Origin of the sequence: Mesorhizobium sp. M7A.F.Ca.CA.001.08.2.1 (assembly GCF_003998455.1) — a bacterium.
GTDB classification, from domain to species: domain Bacteria; phylum Pseudomonadota; class Alphaproteobacteria; order Rhizobiales; family Rhizobiaceae; genus Mesorhizobium; species Mesorhizobium ciceri.
In genome coordinates, this window is sequence record NZ_RZPW01000005.1 from 1 (window position 1) to 17,533 (window position 17,533).

At 59.0% G+C, this 17,533-nt stretch carries 17 protein-coding genes and 2 pseudogenes; 3 read left to right on the forward strand and 16 right to left on the reverse strand.

The annotated features are described in order from the left end of the window. Window positions 1-838: 838 nt before the first annotated feature. Together nifA and EN914_RS00745 are read left to right on the forward strand one after the other, a co-directional pair. A pseudogene (gene nifA / locus EN914_RS00740) lies at window positions 839-1,882 on the forward strand (nif-specific transcriptional activator NifA); the annotation flags it as partial. Window positions 1,883-2,465: 583 nt separating this feature from the next. Next, window positions 2,466-3,032 (forward strand): sugar O-acetyltransferase, encoded by a 567-nt coding sequence (locus EN914_RS00745; RefSeq protein ID WP_024505228.1) that lies wholly within the window; start codon window positions 2,466-2,468, stop codon window positions 3,030-3,032. Window positions 3,033-3,339: 307 nt separating this feature from the next. Here the strand turns inward: EN914_RS00745 and EN914_RS00750 are convergent, their stop codons facing one another. The 15 genes from EN914_RS00750 to EN914_RS00820 form a co-directional block, all read right to left on the reverse strand. Further along, window positions 3,340-4,233, reverse strand: a complete 894-nt coding sequence (locus EN914_RS00750; RefSeq protein ID WP_024505229.1) for an SIR2 family protein — start codon at window positions 4,231-4,233, stop codon at window positions 3,340-3,342. Window positions 4,234-4,267: 34 nt separating this feature from the next. After that, window positions 4,268-4,480, reverse strand: coding sequence for a putative nitrogen fixation protein NifT (gene nifT, locus EN914_RS00755; protein ID WP_024505230.1), 213 nt, complete (start codon window positions 4,478-4,480; stop codon window positions 4,268-4,270). Beyond that, a complete protein-coding gene (locus EN914_RS00760) occupies window positions 4,477-4,797 on the reverse strand; it encodes a nitrogen fixation protein NifZ (RefSeq protein ID WP_024505231.1) in 321 nt (106 codons plus the stop codon). The genes nifT and EN914_RS00760 overlap by 4 nt, the downstream gene beginning before the upstream one ends. A gap of 85 nt (window positions 4,798-4,882) precedes the next feature. Then, complete coding sequence (locus EN914_RS00765; RefSeq protein ID WP_024505232.1) at window positions 4,883-5,077, reverse strand: 4Fe-4S binding protein; 195 nt, start codon at window positions 5,075-5,077, stop codon at window positions 4,883-4,885. A 29-nt stretch (window positions 5,078-5,106) separates the two neighbouring features. Continuing rightward, window positions 5,107-6,588 carry a nitrogenase cofactor biosynthesis protein NifB gene (gene nifB, locus EN914_RS00770; protein ID WP_024505233.1) on the reverse strand — a complete coding sequence of 494 codons (1,482 nt, stop codon included), beginning with the start codon at window positions 6,586-6,588 and terminating at the stop codon, window positions 5,107-5,109. A gap of 273 nt (window positions 6,589-6,861) precedes the next feature. Beyond that, window positions 6,862-6,933, reverse strand: a complete 72-nt coding sequence (locus EN914_RS38955) for a helix-turn-helix domain-containing protein (RefSeq protein WP_245467364.1) — start codon at window positions 6,931-6,933, stop codon at window positions 6,862-6,864. A 702-nt stretch (window positions 6,934-7,635) separates the two neighbouring features. Then, complete coding sequence (locus EN914_RS00780; protein WP_338101325.1) at window positions 7,636-8,217, reverse strand: alpha/beta fold hydrolase; 582 nt, start codon at window positions 8,215-8,217, stop codon at window positions 7,636-7,638. Between the two features lie 391 nt (window positions 8,218-8,608). Beyond that, on the reverse strand, window positions 8,609-8,908 hold the full coding sequence (locus tag EN914_RS00785) for a ferredoxin family protein (RefSeq protein ID WP_024505235.1): 300 nt from the start codon (window positions 8,906-8,908) through the stop codon (window positions 8,609-8,611). A gap of 12 nt (window positions 8,909-8,920) precedes the next feature. Beyond that, the gene (locus tag EN914_RS00790; protein ID WP_024505236.1) at window positions 8,921-10,225 is read right to left on the reverse strand and encodes an FAD-binding protein; all 1,305 of its coding nucleotides are present in this window, start codon (window positions 10,223-10,225) and stop codon (window positions 8,921-8,923) included. A 10-nt stretch (window positions 10,226-10,235) separates the two neighbouring features. Then, entirely contained in the window at window positions 10,236-11,345 is a 1,110-nt protein-coding gene (locus EN914_RS00795; protein WP_024505237.1) for an electron transfer flavoprotein subunit alpha/FixB family protein, read from the reverse strand. A 16-nt stretch (window positions 11,346-11,361) separates the two neighbouring features. Next, window positions 11,362-12,213: an electron transfer flavoprotein subunit beta/FixA family protein gene (locus EN914_RS00800; RefSeq protein ID WP_024505238.1), complete on the reverse strand. Its 852-nt coding sequence runs from the start codon at window positions 12,211-12,213 to the stop codon at window positions 11,362-11,364. Between the two features lie 188 nt (window positions 12,214-12,401). Next, the gene (nifW, locus tag EN914_RS00805) at window positions 12,402-12,779 is read right to left on the reverse strand and encodes a nitrogenase stabilizing/protective protein NifW (RefSeq protein WP_024505239.1); all 378 of its coding nucleotides are present in this window, start codon (window positions 12,777-12,779) and stop codon (window positions 12,402-12,404) included. A gap of 180 nt (window positions 12,780-12,959) precedes the next feature. Next, window positions 12,960-14,171 carry a cysteine desulfurase NifS gene (gene nifS, locus EN914_RS00810; protein WP_024505240.1) on the reverse strand — a complete coding sequence of 404 codons (1,212 nt, stop codon included), beginning with the start codon at window positions 14,169-14,171 and terminating at the stop codon, window positions 12,960-12,962. 29 nt (window positions 14,172-14,200) lie between these two features. Continuing rightward, a complete protein-coding gene (locus tag EN914_RS00815) occupies window positions 14,201-14,503 on the reverse strand; it encodes a hypothetical protein (protein WP_127231682.1) in 303 nt (100 codons plus the stop codon). A gap of 17 nt (window positions 14,504-14,520) precedes the next feature. Further along, window positions 14,521-14,841, reverse strand: a complete 321-nt coding sequence (locus EN914_RS00820) for an iron-sulfur cluster assembly accessory protein (protein WP_024505241.1) — start codon at window positions 14,839-14,841, stop codon at window positions 14,521-14,523. Window positions 14,842-15,427: 586 nt separating this feature from the next. Between EN914_RS00820 and EN914_RS00825 the strand changes: the two are divergent. Then, window positions 15,428-16,459: pseudogene (locus EN914_RS00825) on the forward strand (hemin-degrading factor); the annotation flags it as partial. Between the two features lie 261 nt (window positions 16,460-16,720). On the opposite strand, the gene EN914_RS00830 reads toward EN914_RS00825, so the two are convergent. Beyond that, the coding region (locus EN914_RS00830) for an MFS transporter (protein WP_245497793.1) at window positions 16,721-17,533 on the reverse strand (813 nt) is incomplete at its 5' end.

A 17,533-nucleotide genomic window follows, 5' to 3' on the forward strand; every position in this document is an offset into this window, starting at 1 on the left:
CAAGGTGCGCGTCGCCATGAGCAACGCCTTCGCCATGGGCGGTACGAACGCAGTTCTGGCATTCAGGCAGGTGTAGAAGCCATGCAAGACGCCTCATTTGAGGTCACCTGTCGTATCTAGCTGCTTGAGGGGCGGGGCATTGTGATACAGGGAGAGCTGTGGGGTCCCTCCTTCTCGGCCTCGACGATTTGGAAGGAGCCTGTGCGGCGAAACGGGCTAGACGCCCCCAGGCCCAGAACTTGGGCGAAACCAACTCCCACCAAAGGACAGCCGGTTTAGTAGCCGAACAATGAAACCTCGCTCGACGAGCCGCCGTCTCTACTGTCTCCGGCCTCACGCGGTTGAAGCGAACAGCGCAGCAGCTACTGTTCCGCACAACTCGGATGGCAATTGGGACAAGTCCGCACATGTCGTCACGTACGCTGAACGCCGCAGGTACAGCCAAACTGGGGCGGGGCGTTTCTGCCGTTTTGATAGAATTCTATCAAACTGACAATTTTCCTTGCATAAATGCAAGGAGAGCTCGGTTGACTCCCCTCCTTTCTTGTCAAGGATGAGTTTGCAGGCTGCGGTGCGGCAGAAGCCGGACAGAACAGCGACCGGTCGAGTAAAGGCCTGCGCAAACCGCATATTGCGAGCGCCCGCGCGGAGGAAGACGCTCGTCCTGGTGAAAGGCAACGATGCTCAGGCGCCATTGCCATTTGCCGAGGGCGTCCGCGCGCCGAAAATTTCGAAGCAACAAAGGTGAGATCGAGAATGATGATGACGAAATACAACACAGCTCACCGTCCAGTGCAGTTCTACCGGCGGGTGGCGGAGTGGGATGGGCTGCCAAATGGAACGTAAAAAGATCAGCAAGGAGATGCTTGGCGATAGTCAGGCGCTGCGCAAGCTGCGTGAGCACCTTGTCAAGGTGGCCAAGGCGAAGACTACGGTCCTGTTGCGAGGTGAATCCGGAACCGGTAAGGAGCTGGTTGCCAAAGCCATTCACGAGCTCTCGCCTCGCGCCAAGCAGCCCTTCATCAAGGTCAATTGCGCGGCGCTCACCGAGACGCTTCTGGAATCTGACTTGTTCGGTCATGAGAAGGGTGCCTTCACCGACGCGAGCAGTTTGCGCAAGGGGCGCTTTGAGGCTGCCGACAAAGGCACATTGTTTCTGGACGAGATTGGCGAAATATCAGGTTCGTTCCAGGCTAAGCTGCTGCGTGTCCTGCAGGAGCAGGAGTTTGAGCGCGTCGGCAGCAACCACACCATTAAAGTTGATGTTCGCGTGATTGCCGCAACGAACAGGGACTTGGAAACGGCAGTTCAACGCAAGGAGTTCCGGCAAGACCTCTATTATCGCATCAACGTCGTCACTTTACGCGTGCCGGCATTGCGCGAAAGGCGAGGTGATATTCCGCTCTTGGCCGCTCAGTTTCTCAAGAATTTCAATACTGAGAATGATCACACGCTGACCTTCGCTCCCGAAGCGATTGAGGTGCTAATGAACTGCGAATTTCCAGGCAACATCCGAGAGCTCGAAAACTGCGTTCAACGGACGGCAGTTCTGGCGACGGGTCCATCAATCCTCAGAACTGACTTTGCCTGTTACGCGGATCAGTGCTTGGCCGCGGCGCTGTGGAAGAACGGACCGCCGACGTCAGAGAAGTCGACTACGATCGAGCCTTCCGCCGCCTGTGCCGCCCCGCCCGTCGGCGACGGGCAAGCGCCGATAGGCCCTGCCACGAGTCGTGGTAGGGTGCCCGATGCCGATACGGTCATTGCTGCCATGGAAAAGTGTGGCTGGGTGCAGGCAAAGGCGGCGCGCCTGCTCGGTTTGACCCCGCGCCAGATCGGCTACGTGCTGAGAAAACGCGGTATCGAGATCAAGCGTCTCTGAAACAACCCGCCGAGCAAGAGCTGGAGCAGGTCAAGCATTGGTGCTCTGGCGAGCCCATCGGCCAGGCTTACGAAGTGGGTGTGAACAGCGCTGCCAAGATTCCGGCCGTGTGCTTTCTACCACGTAGTCATACTGGGGCTCTGCGACTGACAAACTAAAAAGGAGTAATCCTATGGCTAGGAACTTCGCTCTACACCGCAAGGGCAAATCAATTCGACGTGCCTGGATCCAGAAATAATCGATGTATTATTGGTGACACGCCAGCATGCGTAGAGGCGACGCGCAGATCTCCGCTGGCGGGACCTGGTCGATACATTAGCTGATGGCTTACCGCTCGATATCACGCAATCTGAGATGGGCATGAAAGTGAGTTCGACCGCTGGACAGTTGCCGACCTCGTCAGGTATTGGCCCCTGCGACCGGTTGATCTGCGATATCCAAATTCGCGGAAGTTGGTCGAGACGAAACTGTCGCCCCGGCTCGTGACCGACCGCGCGCCCGGCAAGACCGAGTTACAAAGTTGCCGAGGCAGTTTGATGTGCGTTCCTGCATCACTGTACGGGACACGACCTGACGGGAGACTATGATGCGTAGCCAAAAAGAAAAGATGCTCGCAGGCGAGTTTTACAATGCGGCGGATCCGGAGATCCAAGCTGACCTGTTGGCCACCGGGGCTTGGCTCAAGCGGTACAATGATACGCTGGGGCAGACCACGGGGCATTGGCATGAGCTTTTGTCCGAGCGGCTGGGAGAGGTTGGGCGCGGAACGGTCATCCGTCCGCCCTTTTTTTGCGACTACGGATTCAATATCCGCATTGGAGCCAATGCCTACATCAACTTCAACTGCGTTATTCTTGACGTGGTAGAGGTCAAAATCGGGCAAGGAACGGCAATTGGGCCTGCTGTGCAGATTTATACCGCCGATCATCCACATGATGCCGAGCAGCGGCAGGCCGGCCTGCAGGTCGGGCGTCCTGTTCACATTGGCAGCCGTGTCTGGATCGGCGGTGGAGCAATCATTCTGCCTGGCGTCACGATTGGTGATAATGCAGTGGTAGGCGCTGGCTGCGTGGTCACACGAGATGTTCCCGCCGGGGCAAAGGTAGTGGGAATTCCTGCTCGCGTGGCCGACCCACATAAACAGGCATAATCAACCTCGTTGACCCTGGAGGTGCATGCGAACTGTCGAAACTGTGCCGAATTTTTGTCGAAGCCATTGAGCGCTGCATATGTTGTCGCGACTCGGGCGCTTCAGTTCTTTTGCCACGGGGGTCACAAGATCATGTGCGTAATGCCGCCGCAACGTGCTCACGTCCCGCAGCAGCGGACCCTTTCACATCGCCCAACGAATTCAGAGCCTACGTTGTGCTGCCACTAGCATTACTACTCACGAATGTATTCCCAACTGAGTTTTCGCCCTTGGAGGCAAGCAGCGACTCACCAGCAATCGCCGGCCATTAATCCTGGCTAGCATCGACCCCGACAAGGCGAGCCGCGGCGTTGCGGATCGGCATGTCGATGACCGTGATTGCGCCTTCGGCAAGGAAACGACGTTCGTTTCTGGTCAGCGTAGCCGAATCGATCACCGCAAAATGTGGGCCAGTGGAGCGCTTCATCAGCTGTCTGGCATATGTGCGCAGCATCTGATCGTTGAAGCGGCAGCCCACGAAGAAAAAACCCCGGTTGACGCGCCGTTGCTTCACCGCGTCCGGGATCGGCGTCTGGATATCAATTTCGGTTAGGACTTCGACGTAATCGGAATCAGCCACGAGGAAGTTTGCCGCCGGCCTGACGCTGCCGTGCGGCGCATAGAGCACCGTCCTAGCCACTTGTTCGGCCTCGAGTTCTGTTCCTGACAAATCGTAAGTTCTCGTCCAGATGTTACCGATTCCGGTCGCGCGCGTCGTTCCTTGTATCTCGACAACGTCTGTTTGGCCGGCCTCTGCAAGGGCTGCTCGCATGGCGCCATCGTACCAGCTGTCGATGATGACAGACAGTTGAAGGGTTGCGAGCCAGGCGTGAAGAACGGTCGGCTCGGCGGGGGCTGCGAATATCTCCGCCATCCACGCTTGGAGAGTCCGACGATGTCGGCGCTGCTCGATAAACTGCGCGACCGACCACATATTGGTGCGAATCCTGGAAGGGGCAGGCGCCCGCTTGTTGAGGGCCGCGGCGACATCTTCAGGGGTGCAAGGTACAGGTGATTCCGGTGGGTTAAGCTGCAGAAGACCAGGACCGAGATAGGGGATCACTCGATCGGCCTTGAGAGCGCCGTTCAGCAGGTCAATCAGTTTTTTGGCAAAACTGCCCCGGACGACGACGAGATGGTCCCAGCTCAGCATCGTGTTCATACGCGTTTCCTCTCCGCCACTGAACCCACCGGCATCAGGCCCCGTCGGAAATCTTCATCGCCTCGACGGTGATCGGCAAACGCGTGTCGCGCGGAAGGTCGGGCAGCATGAGCCGCCAACCGTTCCTGAGCGTCACGGTCCCGCCCCATAAGTCAGCGTTCTCAATCTCGGTGATCGGCTCTTCGAGATCCTTCTTGGGGACATAAGCCGACAAGCCAGTAGCAGTCCTGCGAATCATTACTTTCATCCGGCTGTTCCCCCGTTGGAAATGCCTTCAGCTCCGCAGGGAACCTCGACTTTGTCGAGGCTAATGAGTTCGCGCGCTCGCATGCCGACGACCGTGCCACGATCGATCCATTCGACCGCATAGATGAAGAATTGCTGGAGAAAGGTTCCAATGTCGCGCACGTAGCCTTCGTCGCCCTTCCGCACGAGGTTTTCGCCGATCTCCTTGCCGGGATAGGTGCCGTCGTTTTTTATGTGGCGTATCGCACGGACCCGCTCACCCTGCATGAACCGTGGCGGTCTGCCGATTTCGACCTCCTGTTCGCGTCTGGACCACATGCTGTCCATTCCTTTCTCGAGGCTTTTGTTGTGGTCGCGGGTTGCAGGCGTCGTCGTGCGGCGAACCCGACCGTTTCGGTAGGAATCAAGCGGGAACGCAGGTTTTCGGTACCGGACAGACCGACACGCATTGCTGCGTATCGAAGGCCTCCTTGCATTCGGTGCACTTGTTTGGATCGATCACATAGGCGTCGCCCTTGAACTTGATCGCTTCCGAAGGACATTCGAACTCGCAGGCCCCGCATTGGGTACATTGGGATGCGATGATCTTTAAAGCCATTCTAACTCCTGGTTATCGGACGAGACGGCTCAGGCCGTCGCCGCTAGTGGTCTGATCCCAAACTCTGCCGCGTAAAGTGCGCTGACTGCGGTCTCGATGTAGTCATGGCCATAGGCGTCGGTTACGCGCAGTCCAGCTCGCGAGAGTTGTTCCTTCGGGCGATTTCCGATCTTGGCGCATAGCACTATGTGTATGCCTTCGAGCGCTGCGATGACGCCCTCGAGGATGGCGTCTTCGCCCCCGCCTCCGAGGCAATACCGCTCGACCTTCCGATGCCCGACCAAGCTGATCCCTCTAGGCGAGACTTCATAAACCTGGAATTCCTTCGCGTGGCCGAAGTGTTCGTTGACCCGTCCACCTCCCTTAGTGGCCACCGCAACCAGAAGCGACTTTTCGGAGTCTGTTGCCTTGACCATACCGATGGCCTCGCTCCTCGCCGCCTCATGATCACGGCGCTCGTGTGCGACCACCTGCCGATAGGCCTGACGCTTGCCAGCATCGTAGGCGACATCGTCGGGAATCCCGTCCAGCGTGAATTCCTGGCCACGATCTTCACCGAGCAGGCCGACAGCATCTGCCCGGCACTGCCGGCAGTGGCGCATCAACTTGGCGCCACCTTCAAGTCGATCCTGAAGAGCCATCATCTCCATTGCCGTTGGGCCGCGCTGCCCGATGAGTCCGTAGTGGGTACCGTGCGCCGGGTCCGAAATCAGAGGCATCACGTTGTGCAGAAACGCGCCCCGCTCCCTGACCATTTTGTTCACCTCAAACAGGTGCTGGTCGTTCACTCCAGGAATCATCACCGAGTTGATTTTGGTGAGGATGCCGCGCGCGCTCAGCATCTCCAGGCCCAGCATCTGCCGCGCGTGCAAGATTCGAGCGGCTTCGATGCCGAAGTAGCGGCGATTTTCATAAAAGATCCATGGATAGATCTTCGCGCCGACTTCCGGGTCGACCATGTTGATGGTGACCGTCACGTGATCAACATTCATTTCGGCAAGCTCGGCGACATGGTCCGGCAGCACGAGCCCATTAGTGGAGACGCACAGCTTTATGTCGGGGATTTCCCTGATGACGCGGTCGAGCGTTGCCTTCGTTTTCTCCCAATCGTAACAGGCATCCCCCGGCCCAGCGATGCCAAGAACCGAAAGCTGCGGAACTTTGTTGGCAACGGCGATGACCTTGCGTAGCGCTTGGTCGGGCGTCAACTTCTCAGACACAACACCAGGCCGGCTCTCGTTGGCGCAATCGTATTTGCGATTGCAATAGTTGCACTGGACATTGCAAGCCGGCGCGACCGCCACATGCATACGCGCGAAATAATGATGCGCTTCCTCCGAAAAGCAGGGGTGATCCTTGATCCTTTCCCAAATAGCCGGATCCCCTTCGCCCGGGCTGGTCGGCGACGAGCCGTAGGAGGACGATGCGCAGCCACCGGATTTCGCGGCTGCCAGAAAACCCTCGGATGTCGTGCTAGTCGGCCCCTCAATCGAAACTGTCGGTGAGGACATCAAACGGCTCCGTTGCTGGTAACGTCGCGGTTCAAGGTGCAAGAGCCATACCAACTGAAAAAAGCGGCTTCAGTTCACTATTCGGGTCGATATCGCATTGTGTCAGGCCGGCGCGACACAATTTTGTCCTGCTTGCGACAGTGCAAGTCCAAATCCGTTCAGAAGCACGAAGCACTCCTTGTCGCGCACAGGGCGCGCAAGACCACTGGCCTGACGATTGGCTCATCAGGCTCTTAGAAGTTCCTTCACCTCGATACTATGCCGGCGTATCGCCTAGCCGACTTGTCGCAGCTTGAGGCCGAGAATTCGAGCCGCATTAGCCTGAACCCAGCCGGCCTTCTCCATTGTGTCGATCAGCCGTCACGCTCCGTCCGCCGCGGTCCCAGCCCCCGTCCGGCCGTATCGTTAGAATCGCAAGTGCCCATCTCGTGTTCAGGCGGGCGCCGATGCGCCGAACCGGCATCGTGCTGGCCCGTGAGAGCTCGTCGATGACATTGCCACGTTCCGAAAGATTGGTTCCTTCCAGAGGAGAACGCCAAGCACGCAGTTCTCCGGCTCGGACGTTGCCGGGGAAATAGCATTGCGAGATCAGCTCAACTGCCGACGGCGCAAAGCCATGGTTCTCCATATTTCAAGGGTAAGCGCTGTGTCCTTCCAGGAGGACCCGCGATCTGTGGGCCTGCCGATTCTGAGGTGGATCGGAGATCGGCTTGTGTCTGAACTTGAACTTACGATTGACCCTGAGCGGCAGCCTCGGCGTTTTCGAGGGTGATCAACGGCGCTGTTGGTCGGCGGCATTGGTCGATGGACGACAAGGCACGGAGTCATCTCCGAGACCCTGGAGCCGACGCGGTGATCTCGGAGGTTGCCCGGCGCTACGGGCTGCGGCCGCGGCGGAACGCTCGCAAGCTTGCGACGTCGGCAGGACAGGCCACTCCCGCCTAGTGGTTTCGGTGGCGCCACCGGAACGACCCGTTGGGCCTATCCGTGCACCAGAGCTCAAGGCCACGGCCTGAGAATCGGCCGCCGCTCACCCTACTTGGTTCCTCAGCCGACTGCGCTAAGAAGGAGAGCAACTTCCGTCGGCGCGAGGATCATTGCGTCGTGGCCAGTGGCGAGTTCCTGCCACGCCCAGCCATCCTGCTTCGCGACCCATTCTCGCGCTCCCGCCATCGGCGGGTGGAGTGGATTAGTGCAGACGACATAGGTTCGGGGTCTGCCGTTGCCGAGCGGGTGCTCGAGCTTAAGTCCGCTTTCGTAGGTGCCTGCCGGATGCGGTGTTATCCGGCGCCGCACCCAGTCCGTGAGCGAGTGTCCCTCGGGAATGCCGAATGCTGTTGGCGGCGGAGTCGGCATGAAGATACCCCGTCCTTCCTCCGCAACCAATTTTCGACGGGCGGCGACGATGTCGGGGGGCATGGTGCTGAATACACTTTGACCGCTCTCGACGATGGCGCCGTCGAGATAAACGAGATGGCTGATATGGTCGGGTATCCGGTCGGCGGCGCCGGTGATGCTGATGCCGCCTAGACTGTGACCGACAAGGATCACATCGCTCAGCTCTTCCGTCACAATGTGGTTGACGATGTCGGTCACGAATGTGTCGGGCGTGATGTCCTTGCACAGCAAATGTGCGCGTTCGCCGACACCTGGTCGGCGTGGTCACGTGGCATCCCATCTTGCGAAGATTGGCAGCCACGTCCCGCCAACACCATCCGCCATGCCAGGCACCATGCACTAGCACATACGTCTTTGCCATGGGTTGTGCCGTTCCACTTGCTCACCGGCCGTTGTGGCTGCCATCCGGCACGATGGCCGGGCGTTGTCCCAAAGGGGCTCGACCACGTGACCGGTGATAAGTCCGGCGCACAGGGCAGCGCCGTGGCCTGAGGACACCGCTAACGAGTCAAGGAAATTTGAATTGCGAAAGGCCAATATTCACTAGCTCTTTGCAAGTGGATGGAGAGGCTCATGGTGTGCCGCAGTTGCTCGCTGCCGGCATGCTCTTGGCACCGGCTGATCATCCGAACTTGAACAGGACACCAAAGCCGCCGCGCGGATAGTTCCACTCGATGTCGCCGCCTTTCTCGCACAATATCCGGCAGGTGCCGCATTCCATGCAGCCGTCGGCGGTGATCTCGACTTGACCCTTGTCATTCAACTCATAGCATTTCGCCGGACAGACGTAGGTCAAGGCAAGCAAGTTCGCGCTTGGCTTGTCGTGCGGTCGCACTATGATATGGGGGCGGCCGGAATCGACCAGATAGCGGTTCTGGTAAAGTTTGTCCTCGACACGAACCTTCGTCACTGCGATCGTCATCTTGTACCCTCTTCAGCGCCATGCCAATGCCAGGCGGACCGCGTCGCTGACCAACCCCCAGCGCGAGCGCGCGTTGATGAAGGCGGCCGTGGTGTTCTTTTCCTTCTCGATCTTCGGCGTGCCGTCGACACGCATGAAGTTCTGAGCGGCATGCGACATCAACCGCGGATAGCTGTCAAAAAAGTTGCTGGAATTGGTGTGGAGTAAGGCTGGCATGTCCTTGTATTTCTTAAGATCCTTGATCACAAAGGAGTCATCCAGCATCGTCTTGTAGAGCGCAAGGTTCGCTTTGGTCATAGGACCGTTGCGGCTTTTGACTTTGATGATCGCCTCAGCCGCGACGCGACCCGAGGTCATGGCAAGGTTCGAACCCTCACGGTGAATGGCATTGTTCAGTTGCGCTGCGTCGCCGACGATGACCCAACCGTCGCCGAAGAGCTGCGGAATGGCCCTGTAACCACCTTCGGGGATAAGATGGGCGGCATATTCTTTCACCTCCGAGCCAGCGATCAGCGGCCGGATCGAAGGATGGTTTTTCATCGCATCCAGGAGGGCGGACGGGCTCTCCATCGTCGCGGCGAAATCCGAGACCAGGCAGCCGATGCCGAGTGAAATCGACTCCTTATTGGTGTAAAGGAAGCCGAGCCCGGCCATGCTGCGAGAGATCGTGCCCACGGCCTCGATTACGCAGCCTTCATCGCCCTTGACACCGAACCGCTGGCCAATGACCTCTTCGGGCAAGAAATGCATTTCCTTGACGGCAAGCGCCACGGTCTCCGGCTTCGGCATCTCGCGCAGGCCTGCGCGAGTGCCAAGCAATCCCGACACCCCTTCTGCGAGAACGACCACATTCGCGAAGACCACTCCGCCAGCCCGGTCTGTGCGGACGCCGATCACCTTGCCATTGCCATCACGGACGAGTTCCGTCGCGGTCGTCTCACACAGGACCGTCGCGCCAGCCTCGCGCACCTTGCGGGAAAACCATTTGTCGAACTGGGCGCGGATGATCGTGTAGCGGTTGGGTTTCGCCTCATTGAAGTCGTCCGACCGGTAATGAATTCCGGTGTGAGACGTGTCGTCCATCACCCAAAGTCGCTGTTCGACCAGGTGCCGCTCGAGGGGCGCATCATCGCGGAAGTCCGGGATGATCTTCTCCAGCATGTTCGCGTACATTATGGCACCCTGGACGTTCTTGGAGCCCGGATATTCCCCGCGCTCCAACTGCAGTACCTTCAGCCCCTGGCTTGCCAAAGTGTAAGCAGCTGCGTTTCCAGACATGCCAGCTCCGACCACAATGGCATCGAATTGTTCAATCATGTCCTCTCCCTCAACTCGCAAGCTTGTCTCGACTGTGCGGCGACAGCCGCCGGGTGAAGGCTTCCGTCAGTGCGGGCAGGAAGCGGATTGCATCCGTGACGATCCCGAGGTGGGCGAACTCGAAAATCGGCGCGTTCGGATCGGTGTTGATCGCGACGATGAGATCGGCCCCCTCGACCCCAACTCGGTGCTGGATGGCGCCGGAAATTCCGGCCGCGATGTAAAGCTTCGGTCGAATGGTCTTGCCAGTTTGTCCAATCTGTCGATCAGCCGGCATCCAGCCCTTCTGGACCAAGGGGCGCGAACAGCCATGCTCGGCGCCGATCGCTCGGGCAAGATTCTTCACAAGCTGAAGGTTCTCCGCCGCTCCGAGACCGAGGCCTCCCGCAACCACGACATCCGCATAGGCAAGATTTGCCATTGCCGACTGGTTATCCGGTAGGAAGCCGAGGACTTTGGTGACGATATCGTCCTCAACGAGCGACAGCTTGTGCCGCATGACACGCCCGACCGGCTTATCCACCCGTTGCGGCATAGGCATGACCCTTGGTCGCACCGTCGCCATTTGCGGCCGGTAATTTAGTGTATAGATCGTACACAACAATGAGCCACCAAAAGTCGGACGGGTCGCGGCGAGTGAACCGTCGGAATCTACATCAAGTTCGGTGCAGTCGGCCGTGAGCCCCGTCTGCAGGGTCGTCGCTACCGAGCCTGCAAGATCCCTGCCCAGTGTGGTCGCGCCGAGAAGGAGGATTTCGGGTTTATGGGTATTGACCAGATCCGTGAGCGCCTTGGCGAACGGCTCGTTCCGGTAGTCGGCGAGCGGCGGCGCATCGACGATGTAGACAAGATCCGCCCCGTAAGCGAAGGCCTCGGCAACAGCGTCCTCGACCATCTCGCCCGGCGGTCCCAGCACGACGCCCGCGAGCTGGACTTCAAGCTTGTCGGCTAATTTGCGGCCTTCGCCCAGCAGTTCGAATGATACAGGATGCACATTGCCGCGTTCGAGCTCGAGGAAGACCCACACGTGCCGGTAGTCTTTGAAACGGTCGGGAAGTTCTTTCTTTACACCGGCACGGCCGGGGGCAATGCGAGGGGTAGTTTGGCTTGCGGTCGACATTTTCTGCTCCTGGCCGTCACGTGCCGCTGTTGAAGGCCAGCTCATGTTCCAGCGCCGGCCGGCGGGTTAAGATATCGGCGATGAGTTCATCGGCTATGTCCTGCAAGCCCCTTTCCGCGGTGTCGATCTGCGCCGCCCTTTCTGCCCGTGCGGTGGGGGCGAAAACACGCTTGACGACTGTAGGCGAGCCACGCAGACCGCACCGGGTGAGATCGTCAATGCCGGCGTCGGCTGCAGTCCACTTCACGACTTGGCTGCGCGCCGCGCACAGAGCCTGCTGGAGCGAGCCCCGGCGGATTTCGTTGGTGTCTTCCAGCATTGTAATGAGGCAAGGGAGTCTGCTCTTCAGCAACTGGGTGCCGCCTTCGGCGCGACGCGCGACTTCGATCTCTCGCGTATCGCGGTCGATGGAGGCAATCTTCGCGACATAGGTAAGTTGCGATAAATCTAGGCGCTTGGCTATGCCCGGTCCGACCTGGGCGGTATCGCCGTCAATCGTCTGCTTGCCGGTGAAGACGATGTCCGGCCTGCCGAAAGTCTCCCCAATTTTTGCGATTGCTTGCGAAAGAGCAAAGGAAGTCGCCAGCGTATCGGATCCGGCAAAATAGCGGTCCGTCAAGAGAACTGCTCGGTCAGCACCGTAACCGAGCGCCTTTCGCAGCGAGTCCTCCGCCATGGGCGGACCCATTGTGAGCACAGTAACCTCGCCACCATGAACGTCGCGCAGTTTGAGCGCTTCTTCCAGGGCGAACAGGTCGTAAGGATTGATGATGGTCGGAACACCCTGACGCATGATCGTGTTCGTCACCGGGTGCACGCGGATCTGTGCCGAATCCGGCACCTGCTTGATGCAGACTACGATATGCATTGGCGGTTTCTCTAAGCTCCCAGTCCGGATTCGTGCTTGGCGGTTCACCTCATTGCCTGCATCGTTCATGCCAAGTCGTCTTCCTGCCTCTATTCCAGAAGGTGGCTTCGTTTGCTTCCGAGGAGGCGTCATGAGGACTGGATTTGTCGACTTCTCGACATTGTCGCGTCGCAGCCGTGTCGGGCTCATTACTTTCCGAACCGCTTCAGTGCAGAGTCGAGCGGGACGAAGGCGCGGCCAGGTGCGGGACATATGTTTGGATCGTGGTCCCTTAGCACCTTGAACACACGTTGCGTGAGCGGCGAGGAAGTCGCGAAATCTTCGTAGGCGCGTTCCAGCTTGGCGCGCACCCGCGCGGCGATTACCTGGTTAGGCAGACCGGAGAAATCTTCTTCGGCAAGGTATTGGCCCACGCGCTTCATGATATGGAGCCGCGAGACATTCATCACTTTCGGGTCATAGGAGACGCCAAGGCAGGCGAAGAAGTCCTCCGCGGCCGACAGGCCCTTCAGTCGCGCTAGGATATCGGTGCGATCGATCGGGCGGCTATCAGCGGAGCAGTTCATTGTATTCTCCCGGCGCGTAATTGTGGTGTCGATGCATTGGTGACATTGCTGACGGCGTGCCGACCTCTGGCACGGCGGCTGGGCAAGAGACTTGGCGATCTCAAGCTTTTCTGAAGTGGTGAAGGCGACCCCGAGTTTGACTGCTCTCCATTGCGCAGGGTCGTCACGTTGAGGAAGACCTCACGGCTTGTCGGCTATTGTGCCGCTCGGACCCGGGCCGGAATGAAGCTGTTCTGCACCTCGCCCGCACAGTCCAGCACTGGGAACGGCCCGTAGCTTCTCGGTGATCGCAGGCAGGACCTCAAGCACGCGGTCTACGTCATCTTCGCCGTTGTCACGCGACAAGGAGAAGCGGACTGCCCCACATGCCGCGTTCATAGCGATCAGAACATGGCTCGGTTCCAGTGAGCCAGAGGCACAGGCGGACCCGGCGGAACAGGCGATTCCCAGCCGGCTCAGGACAATTGGAATTGCATCGCCTTCGATACCTTCGAATCCAATGTTTGCAGTGTTTGGCAATCGCTCTTGCGGATCGCCGTTGATGGATGTGTTTGGGATGCGCTGGATGATCCCGTTCTCAAGGCGGTCGCGCAACCATTTTATTCGTTTTGTCTCGTCCATGAATTTCAAGGCGAGTTCGGCCGCCATGCCCAGTCCGACTATGCCGGGTGTGTTTTCAGTGCCTGCACGCCGGTCGCGCTCTTGGTGCCCACCCTTGATCATGGAGGAGAAGCGCACGCCACGTCTTACATAAAGCGCGCCTATCCCCTTTGGACCATGCAGCTTGTGGGCGGAGAGCGACAGCATGTCGATCGCGGTCGATTTCAGCTCAATCGGAAGCCTTCCGACCGCCTGCACTGCATCAGTGTGGAAAAGCGCGCCGACTTCCCTGGCTAGATCGGCAAGCTTAACCACGGGAAAGATCGTACCGGTCTCATTGTTCGCCCACATTATCGAGACGATTGCCACTTGTGGGGTGAGGGCGGTTCTGTAGGCGTCCAGGTCGAGCCGGCCGTAGTGATCGACTGGGATAATGTGCACCTTGACGCCGCGCGTCTTCTCAAGGTGCGCGCACAACTTCAGAACGGCCGGATGTTCAACCGCGGAAGTCACTATTTCCGTTCGGTCGGGCATCACCTCCAGCGCCGAAAGGATGGCTGTACTGTCGCTTTCAGTCCCGCCCGAGGTGAAGATGATCTCGTCCTCGAATCCCGCGCCGATGAGGGCTTGCAACTGTTGCCTCGCCTTTCTCACGGCTTCAGCAACCGATGCGCCATAGGCGTGCATGGACGAATGATTGCCAAATTGCTCCGTAAAGAAAGGCAACATCGCTCCAACGACTGCAGGATCAACCCGCGTCGTTGCGTTGTTGTCGAGATAGACAGGGTTCATGGGAGTGATCCTTCAACTGCTGAAATGATTCAAGGGTAGGCGGGCGGCCATTGAACCTCTGGCGCATATCGTATCTGGTAAGGTGGGCGGCCGGGCGAGCGATGGCTTGCTGACCGGTCGCTGTCGACATTGCCCTTTGGTGGCGGCATCCGCCGGGAATTCAGCTGTTTCGGGCAATTTTGTTTGCTTGCCCACGGCAACGATCGATGATCGCGATTTGGCGCATCACCGAACGCAATTGTTCCGGGCCGACAGTGCGTGTCGGCCGGTTCCAGAGCGCCGGCGGTTACCGGTTCGACGCAGTATTCCTTGGCGTCGCTATTGTCGAACATAGCCTGTTCCCTCGCAATCATTTGCAGGACTTGCCGCAGCCGCACGTCTCACGCGCATTGGGGTTATCGAAAACAAAGCCGGATGTTTCGAGCCCAGTGACGAAGTCCACGGTCATGCCGGCGGCATGGGGTTGGGAGCCTCTATCCATGAACACCTTGAGCCCATCTCGCTCGATGATCGCATCGCCCTCACGTGAGACGCTCTCCAGGCCCATTGAGTATTGGAAGCCGGTGCAGCCGCCGGCATGGACCATGATGCGAAATCCTTCCGCCGGCTCGCTGGCGCGGTAAAGAGCGGCCTTGATGGCGGCAACAGCGTTGTCGGTGAGCGTAATCATGGCTCGATTTCTCCTCGGTCCGGCGTTTTCGCGGATCATCTCGCATGGACCGTGCCAAAGGGAAGACGTGTCAAAAACCGTAGGACATCCCGACGTCTCTTATGCTCGATTGCTGGGGAGACGTCCGACAACCGACACTTACTGTCGGGTTTGTCGCGTCCGCGTCACAGGAAGGGCGCCTGAGTTCGCGATGCACTCACGCGTAAAGCAATGAACAGAGCCAAAGATGTTCAGAGCTTGCCGCGGAGCAACTGGCACGATTTTTGTGAAGCCTTCGTTGCGGCGGCAAAATTGCCGGCCGATTCACCTTTGGGTTGCCCTCGCAATCGAAGAACGAAGGAAAGCAATATGATCCATCAGACCCGCCTTAAGTGGGAAAGCAGCACCGCCGGTGGTACCCGAATGCTCGATCGGCCGATTGGCGCCGACCACCCAACAATCGCTCTCTACCGGCGATTGGCCGCTGACCGCCCGGAGACAGGATTCGACTGGCATGTGCCTGACGATCGATCGCGTCCGCCGTGCACACCCCTGAGGCCCGTTTTTCGATCGATCGTCAAAAGAAGAACGGGGCAGGGGTAAAAACATGGATCAGCGCAAGAAGCGGTCGCCCAACGAAATCCGGCGTGCGTGGGAAGTCTGTCCGAACATTCCCGCGCGTGATTTCGCCGCCCAATTGGCCATTTCGGAAGCGGAACTGGTCGCGGCCCATTGCGGTTTCGGCGCGGCACGCATCGACCCGCGCATGAATCACCTTCTGACGGGCCTCGAATTCGTGGGCGAAGTGACGGCGCTGACCTGCAATCAAGGTGCCGTGCACGAAAAGATTAGCGTCTTCAACAGAGTGATAACCGGCAACAATCACGCCATGGTCCTTGGTGACGAATTCGACCTTCGCGTCTTCCCGCAGGCTTGGAGGTATGGTTTCGCTGTTGAAAGGCGCCATCGCGGCGGAATCCAGCGCAGTTTGCAATTCTTCGACGCCGCCGGCGCAGCAGTGCATAAGGTGCATCTCAGGCCGGTCTCCAACCTTCATGCCTATCGAAAGCTGGTGGCCGAGCTCGTATCCGCCAACCAGGAGCCGACCATGTCGCTTAAGGCGAGAGTAGCCGACCTGGGGGCGAGGACTGCGGACTGGGCCGGCACGGTGGACGACCTACGCGAGTACTGGAGCCGGCTGACTGACGTCAACCTTCTAAAGACGCTCAAGCTCAGCCGCTGCCAGGCTTTGCGCATGGTCGGCCAGGATTACGCTTGGCTGCTCGACAATGCCGCAGTTGGCGCCGTGCTCCAGCGTGCGGCCGAAGACGAATTGCCGATCATGTGCTTCGTCGGCAACCGAGGTTCTATCCAGACCCATTCCGGCTTAATCAAGTCGGTCAAGCAGATCGGGCCGTGCATCCATGTGCTGGACGAAACGTTCCGGCTGCATCTCAGGACCCACCAAATCCGTGAGGTTTGGGCCGTGCGCAAGCCGACCAATGACAGTCACGTCACCTCGCTCGAAGCATATGGGTCCGACGGCAAGATCATCATCCAGTTGTTCGGTGCGCGCAAGGAAGGCGAACGCGAGCGCGACGACTGGCGGGTTCTGGCGGAAAACCTGCCTCGTTTCCCCGACAGCTACATGAGAAAAGACCGATCGTCGTCGGTGGGACGCCGGCGCCCATCTGCCTCCGCAGCCAGTAGCCGGGCATTGAAGCCGAGACCGGGGACACGATGACGCAATAAGCGCGCTGTATTATCGCAACGCGATGAGCAGGAAGCAATTTGGCGCTGCCCCATCGACCGCATGGTTACGACGAAGCCGCGGCCTTTGGGCCGAGCTCAGAGGTGACAATAGCGTGAACGCCGCCGACCGTCACTCCCCACCAGGCGGTCAGGTTTTGCGGTTGGGGCCGAGCAAAAATACTGTCAAGACAGCGAGGAACGTGGCAACCGCGCTGTAGACAAAGACACTGGCAATACCCGTGTGATCCACCAATAGGCCACCGAAAGTTGTGCCGGCTGCGATGGCCACTTGGAAGGTTATGACCATCAGTACACCAGCGCTCTCGGCCTGTTTCGGAGCGGCGCGTAGCACCATCCATGTCTGCAATCCGACCGGGACCGCGCCAAAAGCAAAGCCCCATACGGCAACTGCAATTGCCGAGGTCAAGGCCGATGCTCCCATGGTCAGGAGCGAGACAGCGGCTACGGCAATGAGCAGGGGCGGCAGGGCCGCGACCGCCTTGAGACTGTGTTTGGTGAGGAATGCGCCGGCTAAATTGCCGAAGACGCCGGCCGTGCCAAAAGCAAGGAACACGAGCGGGATTGACTTCTTTTCGAGCGCAGGAACGCTCTCGAGAAAGGCGCGGATGTAGGCGAAGCTGGCAAAATGGCCGGAAGCGACCAATAGCACGACTAGCACCGCAACCTTCATCGCCGGATTCTTCGCGACATCCAGCGGACTGCGGAATCTGCGCACTTCGATCGGAGGCAGTGGCGGAATGGTTACGAGTTGCACGAGCAGCGCAACGGCACTCACGATTGCGGCGACCTTGAACGAGGCTCGCCATCCCCAAATGTCACCGACATAAGCGCCGATTGGAGCCGCGCAGACGGAGGCGACAGAAACGCCGGTGAGGATGATCGACATGGCGCGCGGCATGAGGTGACTTGGAACCAGCCGCATCGCCAACGCTGCCGAAAT

Coding starts and splice junctions, on each gene's coding strand:
- EN914_RS00745 (WP_024505228.1), top strand. CDS start 2,466: ATGATGCGTAGCCAAAAAGAAAAGATGCTCGCAGGCGAGTTTTACAAT.
- EN914_RS00750 (WP_024505229.1), bottom strand. CDS start 4,233: ATGAACACGATGCTGAGCTGGGACCATCTCGTCGTCGTCCGGGGCAGT.
- nifT (WP_024505230.1), bottom strand. CDS start 4,480: ATGAAAGTAATGATTCGCAGGACTGCTACTGGCTTGTCGGCTTATGTC.
- EN914_RS00760 (WP_024505231.1), bottom strand. CDS start 4,797: ATGTGGTCCAGACGCGAACAGGAGGTCGAAATCGGCAGACCGCCACGG.
- EN914_RS00765 (WP_024505232.1), bottom strand. CDS start 5,077: ATGGCTTTAAAGATCATCGCATCCCAATGTACCCAATGCGGGGCCTGC.
- nifB (WP_024505233.1), bottom strand. CDS start 6,588: ATGTCCTCACCGACAGTTTCGATTGAGGGGCCGACTAGCACGACATCC.
- EN914_RS00785 (WP_024505235.1), bottom strand. CDS start 8,908: ATGACGATCGCAGTGACGAAGGTTCGTGTCGAGGACAAACTTTACCAG.
- EN914_RS00790 (WP_024505236.1), bottom strand. CDS start 10,225: ATGATTGAACAATTCGATGCCATTGTGGTCGGAGCTGGCATGTCTGGA.
- EN914_RS00795 (WP_024505237.1), bottom strand. CDS start 11,345: ATGTCGACCGCAAGCCAAACTACCCCTCGCATTGCCCCCGGCCGTGCC.
- EN914_RS00800 (WP_024505238.1), bottom strand. CDS start 12,213: ATGCATATCGTAGTCTGCATCAAGCAGGTGCCGGATTCGGCACAGATC.
- nifW (WP_024505239.1), bottom strand. CDS start 12,779: ATGAACTGCTCCGCTGATAGCCGCCCGATCGATCGCACCGATATCCTA.
- nifS (WP_024505240.1), bottom strand. CDS start 14,171: ATGAACCCTGTCTATCTCGACAACAACGCAACGACGCGGGTTGATCCT.
- EN914_RS00815 (WP_127231682.1), bottom strand. CDS start 14,503: ATGTTCGACAATAGCGACGCCAAGGAATACTGCGTCGAACCGGTAACC.
- EN914_RS00820 (WP_024505241.1), bottom strand. CDS start 14,841: ATGATTACGCTCACCGACAACGCTGTTGCCGCCATCAAGGCCGCTCTT.